Origin of the sequence: Citrobacter sp. wls718 (genome assembly GCF_005280945.1) — a bacterium.
In the GTDB taxonomy this organism is placed as follows: Bacteria; Pseudomonadota; Gammaproteobacteria; order Enterobacterales; family Enterobacteriaceae; genus Citrobacter; species Citrobacter gillenii.
The window spans coordinates 72,564-84,731 of record NZ_SZWV01000036.1; the positions used below are offsets into that span (position 1 = coordinate 72,564).

Consider the following 12,168-nt stretch of genomic DNA (forward strand, 5'->3'; position numbering starts at 1 on the left):
TCCAGCAGTCGTCCCCCGACGTTCAGGCACGCAGAGCCGCTGACCTTTCCGGCATCAAACAGTACGTAGTTTGACGTCCCGCCGCCGATGTCGATATTCAGCACGCTGCACAGACGCTGCTCAGACAGAGTTTGTGCACCGGCACCGTGACCGGCAATCACCGATTCCAGGTGCGGACCGGCACTGGCCACCACAAAGTCACCCAGCGACTGGGAGAGCGTCATCACAGCCGGACGGGCGTTGCGGGTTTTCGCGCTTTCTCCGGTAATGATGATCGCGCCGGAATCAACCGTTTCCGGCGCAATACCCGCCGCCTGATACTGGGCCAGGATCAGCGCTTTAAGTTCAGCCTCTTTCAACCCGCCCTGCTTATCGACGGGTGTGAAGAAGACCGGGCTTTGCCAGCTAATTTCGCGTTTGATAAATTCGTAGCGCGGCACCTGCGACACTGCCGCACGGTTAACCAGCTCAAGGCGGGAGAAGATCACCTGAGTGGTGGTGGTGCCGATATCGATACCGACGCTCAGTAGCTGGCGAGTATTCACGATTGCGCCTCCGCTTTTGCTTCTGCAGTTTCCGCGTCAACAACGGCCGGAACATTTTCGTCTTTTGGCACCAGCATCATCGCTACGCCAATCGCCGTCACACCACCAATCAACTTGCCGACAATCATCGGGAAGATCATGGCGTTCATGTTCGCGGCGGCAAAACCTAAGTGGTCACCCAGAGCAAAGGCTGCAGAGACCGCGAACGCGCAGTTGATCACTTTGCCGCGGGTATCCATATTTTTCATCATGCCGAACATCGGGATGTTGTTCGCCAGCGTTGCCACCATACCCGCAGCGGCGATATTGTTTATTTTCAGCAGGTTGCCGACACTCATTAGCGGTTTTTCAAACCAACGGGTCAGCAGCAGTACCATCGGGTAGGCACCCAGCAGCACGCAGGAGATAGAACCGATCACTTCGATGGCGCGCATCACTTCGCCGGGCTTATCACCCGCAGACATGAAGATAGGATCGAGACCCGGGATCAGCTCCCAGCCAAGCAGGAACTTAATGACCGCCGCCGCCAGGCCGATAGTGATCAGCGCCACCAGGAACTTGGCGAAGATCTGGAAGCCGTTAATCATTTTTTCCGGGATAAATTTCAGCCCCAGCGCCACCAGGATGGCGACGATCAGCACCGGAATCATGTTCATCAGAATCAGCGCGAAGGTGAACTCCACCGGTTGCCCGTTGATTTCAACCCCGGAGTACATTGCCACCAGGCCGCCAGCGATACAGCCAACCGGAATGGTCACGATACCGGCCAGTACGCCCAGAGCCAGATAACGACGGTCTGACGGTTCAATAATTCCCAGCGCAACCGGGATGGAGAAGACCAGCGTCGGCCCCATCATTGCCCCGAGGATCAGGCCAGAGTACAGCCATGCGGCCACATCGCCACCCGCCAGTTCTTTCGCCAGGAAGAAGCCGCCCATATCACACGCCAGCAGCGTTCCGGCAAACATTGACGGGTTCGCGCCCAGCATTTCATACAGCGGAATAATTACCGGTCCGAGCACATGCGCCAGTACCGGTGCCAGCGCAGTCATACCGACCATCGCCAGACCCAGTGCGCCCATCGCCATAAAACCTTCTTCAAACTGACCGCCCGATCCCTCGATGCTCTTACCAAACTTACCGAGGTAACGCGCTGAACCACCGAACTGCGACAGGATCCTGTCCACGGCGGCAATCAGCATAAAGAACATCATGATGTACATGATGATTTCGTTAATTCCCATAGCCCTATCTCCATTTGCCAGGTGCTTAGTAGGCCTGATAAGCGCAGCGCCATCAGGCAATGATGTCGCGTTGTTGCCGGATGGCGGCGCGAACGCCTTATCCGGCCTACGTCCTGGTATGCCTTATTGTGCCGCCGCGTACAGGTCGATAATCTGTTCCTGCGTGGCGGTTCGTGGGTTGCTGCGTATACAAATATCGTTCAATGCGGCTTGCGCCCAGGTACTGTAATGCTCAGGTTTCGCGCCTACGTCAGCGAGCCGTTTGGTCTGGCCCACTTCGGCGATCAGCTCAATGACCGCACTGATAGCGTCACGATCGTCTGATTTCTTATTGGTTAACGCTCTGCCGATATGGCTGAAGCGTTCACGGCACACCATGCGGTTAAAGCCCATTACCGTAGGAAGCAGCATGGCGTTAGCCTGCCCGTGCGGGATGTGCAGCGCAGCACCTGGCTGGTGAGCCATCGCATGACACAAGCCCAAACCTGCGCTGGAAAAAGCCATCCCCGCCATACAGGAAGCCAGTAACATGCTTTCGCGCGCCGCCAGGTCATGGCCGTAACCCACCGCTTTAGGCAGCGACTTGCCGATCATCGCAATCGCGCCAATTGCCAGGCTGTCGGTAAACGGTGTCGCGTTCAGCGCGCTGTAGGCTTCAACAGCGTGGGTGAGTGCATCGATGCCAGTCATTGCCGTCACGTGCGGCGGTACGCCTTCCGTTACCGCCGCATCGAGAATGGCGACGTCCGGCATCAGCGTGGCGTGGGCCAGCACTTTTTTCAGTCCGGTAGCGGCATCGATAATCACCGTGACGTTGGTGGTTTCTGACCCGGTCCCGGCGGTGGTTGGCACGGCAATCAGCGGTAAACGAGGACGCAGCACGCTGTTTTCCGTCATATCAGCCAGTGTCTGCGTTGGGTTGGTTACCAGCAACGCGACGGCTTTGGCGGCATCCAGTACCGAGCCGCCGCCGAAGGCCACAACGCCGTCACATTTTGACTCGCGCAACTGTGCGACCGCCGCGCAAACGTCAGTGATGCACGGCTCACCGACCGGGCACGGCCACAGCGTCATCGCCACGCCTTTCATCGCCAGGCTGCGTTCCAGTGAGGCGGTCATTCCCGCTTCATGCAGGAAGCTATCTACCATAACGAACATGTGCGTCAGCCCGCGCGTTTGCGCTTCCTGTCCGCAGGTGCTGAGCGCTCCCAGTCCGCATAGCGTGACCGGTGGAACGCTGAACGTTTTTACGCGTTGTAGATTCAGGGCATCGAATGCCTGAAAGAGCGCGGTCTGCAATTCAGCTTGCATAGATTCCTTCCGCTTTTACTTTTCCGCTATTGGCAATCGCCAGCGGGGTCATAAATAGACTGTGCTGCGGTAAATGCACCTGCAGCTCCGGGAAACGCTTACGGAACAGCTCATCAACCCCCGGCTGCATACAGGACCCACCGGCCAGCCATAAATCCATGACGCCCTGCCCGGCAATATGGTGGGCGACAATTTCCGCCATCTTTTCGTAAACCGGCTTCACTACCGGCCAGATTTCCTTGCCGTTGCTGCGCTTGTACTGCTCGGCTTCTTCCAGTTGAATACGACGATTCCCAGCCAGCGTCAGAGAAATGTGATGCCCACCGGTCGCTTCGTCGGCGGAATAGGTCACTTTGCCCTGCTTCACGATGGCAATACCGGTCGTCCCACCGCCGATATCCACCACGCCTGCGTTATCCAGCTGAAGTAGATCCGCCACGGCGGTGGGCTCATCCAGCACATGGCTAACCTCAAGTCCGGCAGACTCCAGCACGTTAATGGAGATACGCGGGTCCGTTCCTGGCGGGAACGAGGTTGCCGCGTGGGTAAAGCGACAACCCAGTTGTTGTTCGAGCGTATCGAGATGGCGACGAACAATGGTCACGGCACCGAAAAAATCCCAGACGATGCCGTCACGCACGACGTCGGCCCAGTCCAGACAAACCGCAACCGGCTGTCCTTCACTGTCGACAACCATCGACACCACATCACAGGTCCCCAAATCAACGCCGAGCCACAGCGGTGCATCACTCGCGGCCGGCGTCTGGTTACACAGCGTTGCTGCTTTTTGCAGTCTGGGTGTGAGCCACAGTTGTTCGTCATGCGCCATCTCTTTCACTCCTTATACGATGCGAAACGCATCCACCAATACACAGCGACGCAGGCGGACAAACGTGCGCGCACTGGTCACCCCTTCCCCGGTTGGCGTAGTAATGGTCATGGTGGTCCAGCCTTCACCGCCAAGCCCAAGACCGGCAATGCACGGTCCGTTCTTGACGAAAATGCTGGTGTCGATGGCGTTAGCCATACGGTTCATGTTATCGATGTTGCGTGAGTGCATCGCCGCCGTATGGTGGCAACCACCTTCAAGCATGACCGCCAGCGCAATGGCTTCGTCAACGTTAGCCACCCGCACCACCGGCAGCACCGGCATCATCAGTTCAGTTACCGCAAACGGATGTGTGGCTGAGGTTTCGACGAACAACAAGCGGGTTTGCTCCGGGACATTCAGGCCGATCGCCGCGGCGATTTTGGCCGCATCGCGCCCGACCCAGTCACGGCTAACCGTGCCTTTACCGCGTTCATCGACGTTTTTCATCAACACCGGCTGCAATTGCTCAGCCTGAGCTGCGGTGAGCTTGACCGCGTGCTGACCTTCCATCAGACGCATCAGCTCGTCGGCAACGCTATCCACGACGATCAGGACTTTTTCATCGGCGCAGATGATGTTGTTATCAAACGACGCACCTTTAACGATGGACTGCGCGGCGCGCGCCAGATCGGCGGTTTCATCCACCACCACAGGTGGGTTACCCGCACCTGCGGCAATCAGACGTTTGTTGGTGTGCTTACGCGCAGACTCCACCACCGCTTCGCCGCCGGTCACCACCAGCAAGCCGATACCTGGGTACTTGAACAGACGCTGAGCGGTTTCGATATCAGGATTGGCAACGGTCACCAGCAGGTTTGCCGGACCACCCGCAGCGACTACCGCCTGGTTAAGCAGACCGATCGCACGCTGAGAAACGCCTTTTGCAGCAGGATGCGGCGCAAAGACCACGCTGTTACCCGCCGCAATCAGGCTGATGGCGTTATTAATGACGGTCGCGGCCGGGTTGGTGGACGGCGTTACCGATGCCACCACGCCCCACGGTGCGTTTTCAATCAGCGTCAGGCCGTTATCACCGGTCAGTACCTGTGGAGACAGGCATTCCACGCCCGGCGTGCCGCGTGCCTGCGCCACGTTTTTGGCAAATTTATCTTCAACGCGTCCCATGCCGGTTTCACTGACAGCAAATTCCGCTAATTCTCTGGCGTGTTTTTCGCCTGCTTCACGAATGGCGTGAATGGCCAACTGGCGCATAGCGACGCTTTTCAGCTCCTGCTGTGCCAGTTTTGCTGCCGCCACTGCGTCATCCAGGGAGGCAAATACGCCCATTTCTTGAACGGCACTGACGGGTTGGCTGCTGTCTTTCATTTTCAGCAGCACCGCTTTCACGACCTGTTCAATATCCTGTTGATTCATGATTTTCTGCCTTATTTATGGAAGATCACCTGACCACCTGCCACCACTTCATCGACAATGCCAATCACGCACAGATCGACAGGGGATGAGTCACTACTGTGCGCCTGGCGGGCAGAGCTTCCACTGACCAGCAGCACCCACTCTCCGGTTCCCGCCCCGATGCTGTCGGTAGCAACAGCACACTGCCCGTCGGGATTTCCCTGAGCATCAATCATTTCCACCATCAGCAACTTGTCGTGCGCGAGCCCCTGATGGCGTACGGTACAAACAATTTGTCCTGTGACGATTGCCAGTTTCATACCCGCCTCCGTGGCATATTTCAGGTAAAACCTCCCCCTACCCTCCGCAGAAGGTAATGTGAAAAGGAGAGAGGGTGACGCCAGCTTTCTCTTAACAATCCAGTGGCGTCACATGGACGACTTACATATCGTTGCTGTCGCCTTTGAAGCTGATCGGGAATACTTCTTCCAGATCGCCATGCGGACGCGGGATAACGTGTACAGAAACCAGTTCGCCAATACGCTGCGCAGCAGCACCGGCATCCGTAGCTGCTTTGCAAGCGGCCACATCACCACGAACCATGGCAGTACACAGGCCGCCACCGATCTGCTTCACGCCAACCAGTTTCACGCGTGCCGCTTTAACCATTGCGTCAGAAGCCTCAATCAGTGCAACCAGGCCCCGGGTTTCAATCATTCCTAATGCTTCCATTGTGTTTTCCTCTTAGTAGAAGGGGTCCAGAACGGGACCTAAACAACCAGTGTTTGCGAGGCGCTTTCACGACTCATTTCAGTCTGGCGCGGCACAGCTGCCACCAACGCCAGTTCGATAATTTCCTGCACGCTACAGCCGCGAGAGAGGTCGTGAAGCGGTGCGGCAAGTCCCTGAATTAAGGGGCCTACGGCACGATACCCTCCCAGGCGCTGGGCGATTTTATAACCAATATTGCCTGCCTCCAGCGACGGGAAAACCATCACATTGGCATTGCCCTGTAGCGGACTGGCGGGCGCTTTTTGCGCGGCGACATCCGGTACAAAAGCGGCATCAAACTGCAGTTCACCGTCGACGGTAAGCTGCGGCGCGCGTTCACGAACGATGTCCGTTGCCTGCTGCACGTTAGCGACGTTGGGATGACGGGCACTGCCATTACTTGAAAACGACAGCATGGCCACTCGCGGCTCTTCACCGGTAATCGCCTGCCAGGTTTCCGCGCTGGCGATGGCAATATCCGCCAGCTGTGCGGCGGTCGGCTGCGGCACCACGCTACAGTCGGCAAATCCTAATGACGGTCCGAGATACTGCGGCAGCATCAGGAAAATCGACGACAGCGTTTTGCAACCCGGCTGTAAGCCAATAATGCGCAATCCTGCGCGCAGCACGTTTGCCGTTGACGACAGGTTGCCGGCAATACAGACATCAGCTTTACCGGCACTGACCATCGCGGCGGCAAACATCAGCGGATCGTTGAGTTTTTCCCGCGCATCCGGCGGCGTTTTTTCGCCCGCACGGGCCAGCCATCGCAGGGCAAATTCTTCACGCATTTGCACATTGCTTTGCGGATCGACAACCTGAATACCGTCCATTGCCACGCGGTGACTGAGGGCAAACTGGCGCAATGCAAATGGGCTGGCGACGAGAATAGGGCGAGCCAGACCGTGCTGATGCAGGTAGTTCGCCGCTTTCAGCACTCGGACATCCAGCGCATCCGGGAACACCACCCGAGCAGGTGAACGTTTGGCGAGTTGGCGAGCGCGTTCAATAATCATGACTTCTCCCCTAATCGCTGTTGGATTTGGCTGATGCTCAGTGGATGCTTCGCCACGCTCAAAATCATCATTACGTAAACCGTACTCGAAAGACGGTTTAGCGCCTGCAGGATGTCTGGTCGCAACACATCAAAACCACGGGTGATAAACACCTGCGCCGCCACCGTTTCCGTTTCACGGACTTTGGTGCGCAGCAAATTAAGCAGTGCAGCATCACGACCGTGGCTGGCTTCCGGCACCAGATGGTCGTGGTCCAGGTAGCGCAGCGGTTGATGCGAGAGCCGGTGTAAATCTCCGTCGCTTAAGCCAACAATGGCCTGCGCATCCAGAGGTTCGTCCATGGCGTCGGCGCGCATAATGTTGCCTAAGCGCGAGCGGATATCCGCCAGCCACGGCTGCCACGGTTCGGCCAGCTCAATCTGTAACCACACGGCCAGCGCAATGGTACTGTCCAGCGCCGCGCGAAATCCCAGGCGCGGGTCACTTTTGGCGACCATTTTGTCCGCTGTCAGATGCGTCAGCGTGTCAGGTTTCTTCGCCACCGGTTGATGACACAGCTCGCAGCTCGCCTGCGGGTGTGCATCGCTGCTGGTTAAACCATGCACCGGCTGCGGTTGCTGCTGCTCGTCGTCGATAAACAGGCTTCCCTGCTCATCGATAAACTTAATGCGCAGTCGACGACTGTCCAGCAACTCCCGGGCAGACGGCGTCAGGCGAGCATCAGCGGGGAGATGAATTTCAGCCCCTTCGCTAAGCGTATGATTCGCTCTGAGCCATGCTTCGGTAATGAAATCCTTCATACATCCGCCTTAGCAGGACTGCCAGTTCGCAGGCCAGGCCACATACAGGAACTTCACCGTCGTCGGCGTACCAAACTCAATGCTGGAACCTTTCGGGATAAACATCACATCCCCGGCCTTCGCAATCATGGTTTCGCCTTCATGACGAACGTGCAGCTCGCCTTCCAGAATCATGTCAATTTCGTCGTAGTTCAGCGTCCATGGGAAAAATGCGTTATCCCACTGCATAAACCCGGCGGCCATGCTGCTCCCGTCCTGGTCAGTGACTAAGTCGGTTAAGCCGACGCAGTGCGGCTGGGCACCATCAAAACGGCCAAACTTGACGCTGCTGCCGTCAATGACTTTGACGCCACCTTTGCCGGTCACCGAGGCAAAGCTAGGCTGCATTCCGCCCTGCTCCAGCGACTGTTTCTCCTTCATCACTTTGTCCATCAGCTGCGCGACCAGGCTTTCGGTAAACTGTCCTTCCGGTAACTGCGCAATGATGGTTTCGCGAATACGCTGGCTTTCCGTTTTGCCGTCATCCGCAGCAGCAGGTGCTGCCGTAGACGTTGATACGACTGCCGGCGCAGATTCATCGCATTCAGTGATAGTGACGCCCAGCAGCGCCGCAACTTCGCGTGCTTCCGGGGTGATGATGCTGGCGCGCAGAACAACCGATACGTCCTGTTCACCGCGTGCGTGGGCCGCACGAATATCGTTAGCTGTGATGAGTTTTTTCACCTGCCCTTTCCTCCTTTTGGCTGAGCTCAGTCAGATAATCCACCAGGTGCTGCACACTGCTTGGGTCATGGCTATTGAGCTCAAAAATCGGCTCCTGAAACCCTATCCCGCGAAGTAATTGTCGCGTTGCGGCGACATTGGCATCCGGCACATCCGTTTTGCTGATAACGGCGATTTGTCGTTTACTGGCGCCGATATCCAACAGCCCGGCAGGTAAGCGACTTTCTAAATCATTTGCCGCGTGTATATAAATCAACGTATCAACATCCTGCAGCGTGGTAATTAAGGCGTGATACCAGCGCGGATGGCTAAAATATTCTCCCGGAGTGTCGATATCGCCGTTTTCATTAAACTCGACAGCCTGTGTTTTTCTGGCGAGGGAATAATTCCCCTGGAGCGCATTAAAGAGCGTGGTTTTTCCCGCCCCCACCGTACCGACAAACGCAATACGTTTCATCGCCGCCTCTGATTAACTTTTTGTCAGGTTGCACAAAGTGAAATTTAATAACCGGCCCAGACCGCTCACCGTCTGGAGCAACGCCTCTTCCACTGCACCTACAGAGCCGTAGATCACCAGCGCGCCGCTGAATCTATCGAGAAAGCCGATATGTACATCCGCCGCTTTCATGGCTAAGTCACCGGCAATCATCGCCGTTTCACCCGGCGTTAAGGTCATAATGCCGATCGCGCCAGACTCGGGAACGCCGATCTTTTTCGCCAACTCTTCGCCGGGGTGCGCTATCAGATGCGCCAGCGTGACCTGTTTCCCCGGCACAAATTCCTGGATGATGCGTTCTTTTTCCATTGCTCACCGCCTCTGCTAAAACTGACCCCATCGTAGCAATTTTTCGTCAGAGTAAATAACAAAATTCGGCAACCAGGTTTAAAAGGTGAGGGAGATCACTAAGAAAGGGAAAATACAGAGAAGATGAAGATTGCTCGTTTAATTCAGGAATCAAAAACACACTCACTAAATGAAATCATTAACTTTAAGGAAAATTTAATCGAAGTATTTACAATAGTTCGTTTAAAAGGTGGATTCAGCAGTAAGCAACGCAAACTCGTAATGATGCTTTATCACCCAACCTAAACGTTTTCCGAAACTCAGCCAGACGACCCTTTCTGTTCTACCTGTACTGACTTTACTGGCGTATGGTGCCTCCCGGATGATATTTCGCGGAGAGATACTTATGTCACAGCAGGGACTGCGCTTTACGCTGGATGTGGATGGATTAGCGGAGACGGCAACCGCCGTCGTCAGCTTCACCCTCTACCAGAGTCTCTCCACCCCTTTTTTACTCCGTGTCGATATTGCCAGCGACCGGTCTGGCCTCACCGCCGTCAGCTTTCTCGAGAAAAACGCCACACTGACCATCTGGCAGGGTAACACCCCACTGCGCTACCTCCACGGCATCATTACCGGGATGGAAAGCGGGGAAAACAACGACTGGCAGATGAATTACACCCTGACCCTCTCTCCCTCGCTCTGGCGGGCAGGGTTGCGCCAGAACTTCCGTATCTTTCAGCAGCAGGATATCCAGGCCATTTCCTCCACCCTGCTCACTGAAAATGGCGTCACTGACTGGGTGCCTTCCTTCTATGAATCCCATCCGGCACGGGAATTCTGCGTCCAGTACGGCGAGACCGACCTCGCTTTTCTCACCCGCCTGTGGGCCGAAGAAGGTATTTTCTATTTTGACTGGTTACACCCGACCGGTCCTGAACAAAAACTGGTGCTCTGTGATGATGTGGCCGGGGTTTCCACTCTGGGGGCAATGCCCTTTAACCCCGGTACCCGCGAAGTCTCCAAGGAATGCATCAGCGAGTTTCGCTATGAAGCCACCGTCAGCCCCTCTTCCGTGCAGAGTCAGGACTACACCTTTAAGGTCCCCGACTGGCCCGGATATTACGGCCATAAAGCCGACAACCTGAACGGACAGTTGTCACAGTACGAGATTTTTGATTATCCCGGTCGATTCAAGGATGAATCGCACGGACAAAATTTCACCCGCTATAAAACAGAAGGCTGGCGCAACGGTGCCGAAACGGCAGCCTGTGTGAGCAATTCCCCGAAACTGTGGCCCGGAAAGCGCTTCACCCTGACCGGCCACCCTTCGCCCACGCTGAACCGGGAATGGCAGGTGACAGGCTGCGTTCTGAAAGGTGAGCAGCCGCAGGCACAGCATGGCAGCCAGGGGGAAGGCACCACGCTCAGCAATGCATTCGACGTGATTCCGGCAGACCGGACATGGCGGACCTCCCCCCTGTCAAAACCTTCCGTTGACGGCCCGCAGAGTGCTGTGGTCACCGGTCCGGCGGGGGAGGAAATCTTCTGCGACGAATATGGCCGGGTACGGCTGAAGTTCCTCTGGGACCGCTATCAGGACGGAACGGAAAACAGCTCCTGCTGGATACGGGTATCCCAGGCATGGGCCGGAGCCGGGTTCGGCAACCTCGCTGTTCCCCGCGTGGGCCAGGAAGTGATTGTCGACTTTCTCAACGGCGCCCCGGACCAGCCCATCGTGATGGGTCGCACCTACCATGAAGATAACCGTTCTCCCGGAGACCTGCCCGGCACAAAAACACAGATGACTATCCGCTCGAAAACCTACAAAGGCGGGGGATTTAATGAACTGCGCTTTGAGGATGCGACGGATAACGAGCAGGTGTATATCCATGCGCAGAAGAACATGGATACCGAAGTGCTGAATAACCGCACCACCGACGTGAAAGTGGACCACACAGAAACCACCGGCAATAACCAGAGTATTACCATCGGACTCGGGCAGACGGTGAAGGTGGGTAAGGAGAATGCCGCAGGGCATGACCAGACCATCACCGTGGCGCATGACCGCAGCATCACGGTGCGCAATGACCAGATGCTGAAGGTGAAGAATGACCGGATGGTGAGCATCAGTCATGACGACGGGCTGTATGTGGCGAATGACCGGAAAGTAACGGTGGAAGGGAAGCAGGCGCATAAAACCAGCGGGGACCATATCAGCCTGGTGGAAGGCAGCCACAGTCTGGAGGTGAAGGGCGACCTGGCGCGGAAGGTGGCGGGTGCACTGGGGATAAAAGTCGAGGGTGATATTGTGCTGGAGAGCAGCAGCAAAATCAGTCTGAAGGTGGGTGGTTCGTTTGTGGTGATCCATCCCGGTGGCGTGGACATCACGGGGCCGAAGATAAACCTGAACAGCGGGGGGAGTCCGGGTACACCGATATCGACACTGCAACCAACTGTGTTGAGGGCGCTGCCAGATGAGGATGGTGGTTCCGAGGATTCGAATGGGGAAAACGAATCAGATCAGACAACATCTGAGCCTGAATTAAACCATATGTTTGGGTCCATAAAAGGAATGGATGGCATTCAAAGTAAAGAGCTTGTATTCAGACCGTTTACTGAGGAGGAATAAAAGTGACTAGCAAACCCACCCCATTTTTTGATGAACCACAGGATAAACCGACAAAATATGATGGTCTGTTTGGATGGTCTGCTGACTGGAAATGTGGTAATGACTCCAACTTATTGAT

At 56.1% G+C, this 12,168-nt stretch carries 13 protein-coding genes; 1 reads left to right on the forward strand and 12 read right to left on the reverse strand.

Annotated features, from left to right (window positions below; all coding sequences use genetic code 11):
* From FDW95_RS23535 to eutS, 12 genes are all read right to left on the reverse strand, one after another.
* The coding region (locus FDW95_RS23535) for an ethanolamine ammonia-lyase reactivating factor EutA (protein WP_249358939.1) at nucleotides 1-545 on the reverse strand (545 nt) is incomplete at its 3' end.
* Nucleotides 542-1,789 carry an ethanolamine utilization protein EutH gene (gene eutH, locus FDW95_RS06820; protein ID WP_096756231.1) on the reverse strand — a complete coding sequence of 416 codons (1,248 nt, stop codon included), beginning with the start codon at nucleotides 1,787-1,789 and terminating at the stop codon, nucleotides 542-544. The genes eutH and FDW95_RS23535, both read right to left, overlap by 4 nt.
* 123 nt (nucleotides 1,790-1,912) lie before the next feature.
* Nucleotides 1,913-3,100, reverse strand: a complete 1,188-nt coding sequence (gene eutG / locus FDW95_RS06825) for an ethanolamine utilization ethanol dehydrogenase EutG (RefSeq protein ID WP_115257818.1) — start codon at nucleotides 3,098-3,100, stop codon at nucleotides 1,913-1,915.
* Nucleotides 3,090-3,929 (reverse strand): ethanolamine utilization protein EutJ, encoded by an 840-nt coding sequence (gene eutJ / locus FDW95_RS06830; RefSeq protein ID WP_115257817.1) that lies wholly within the window; start codon nucleotides 3,927-3,929, stop codon nucleotides 3,090-3,092. Before eutJ ends, eutG begins: the two co-directional genes overlap by 11 nt.
* A 12-nt stretch (nucleotides 3,930-3,941) precedes the next feature.
* Nucleotides 3,942-5,345, reverse strand: coding sequence for an aldehyde dehydrogenase family protein (locus FDW95_RS06835; protein WP_115257816.1), 1,404 nt, complete (start codon nucleotides 5,343-5,345; stop codon nucleotides 3,942-3,944).
* A gap of 11 nt (nucleotides 5,346-5,356) precedes the next feature.
* Complete coding sequence (gene eutN / locus FDW95_RS06840; protein WP_096756227.1) at nucleotides 5,357-5,644, reverse strand: ethanolamine utilization microcompartment protein EutN; 288 nt, start codon at nucleotides 5,642-5,644, stop codon at nucleotides 5,357-5,359.
* A 121-nt stretch (nucleotides 5,645-5,765) separates the two neighbouring features.
* A complete protein-coding gene (gene eutM, locus FDW95_RS06845; RefSeq protein ID WP_137363455.1) occupies nucleotides 5,766-6,056 on the reverse strand; it encodes an ethanolamine utilization microcompartment protein EutM in 291 nt (96 codons plus the stop codon).
* Nucleotides 6,057-6,094: 38 nt separating this feature from the next.
* Complete coding sequence (gene pta, locus FDW95_RS06850; RefSeq protein ID WP_096756226.1) at nucleotides 6,095-7,111, reverse strand: phosphate acetyltransferase; 1,017 nt, start codon at nucleotides 7,109-7,111, stop codon at nucleotides 6,095-6,097.
* On the reverse strand, nucleotides 7,108-7,911 hold the full coding sequence (eutT, locus tag FDW95_RS06855; protein WP_115257815.1) for an ethanolamine utilization cob(I)yrinic acid a,c-diamide adenosyltransferase EutT: 804 nt from the start codon (nucleotides 7,909-7,911) through the stop codon (nucleotides 7,108-7,110). Before eutT ends, pta begins: the two co-directional genes overlap by 4 nt.
* A gap of 9 nt (nucleotides 7,912-7,920) precedes the next feature.
* Nucleotides 7,921-8,634: an ethanolamine utilization acetate kinase EutQ gene (gene eutQ, locus FDW95_RS06860; protein ID WP_115257814.1), complete on the reverse strand. Its 714-nt coding sequence runs from the start codon at nucleotides 8,632-8,634 to the stop codon at nucleotides 7,921-7,923.
* A complete protein-coding gene (gene eutP / locus FDW95_RS06865; protein ID WP_096756223.1) occupies nucleotides 8,612-9,091 on the reverse strand; it encodes an ethanolamine utilization acetate kinase EutP in 480 nt (159 codons plus the stop codon). The genes eutQ and eutP overlap by 23 nt, the downstream gene beginning before the upstream one ends.
* Before the next feature lie 12 nt (nucleotides 9,092-9,103).
* Nucleotides 9,104-9,439 (reverse strand): ethanolamine utilization microcompartment protein EutS, encoded by a 336-nt coding sequence (gene eutS / locus FDW95_RS06870; RefSeq protein WP_096756222.1) that lies wholly within the window; start codon nucleotides 9,437-9,439, stop codon nucleotides 9,104-9,106.
* Nucleotides 9,440-9,824: 385 nt separating this feature from the next.
* Between eutS and tssI the strand changes: the two genes are divergently transcribed.
* Entirely contained in the window at nucleotides 9,825-12,050 is a 2,226-nt protein-coding gene (gene tssI / locus FDW95_RS06875; protein WP_115257813.1) for a type VI secretion system tip protein TssI/VgrG, read from the forward strand.
* Nucleotides 12,051-12,168: the final 118 nt, after the last annotated feature.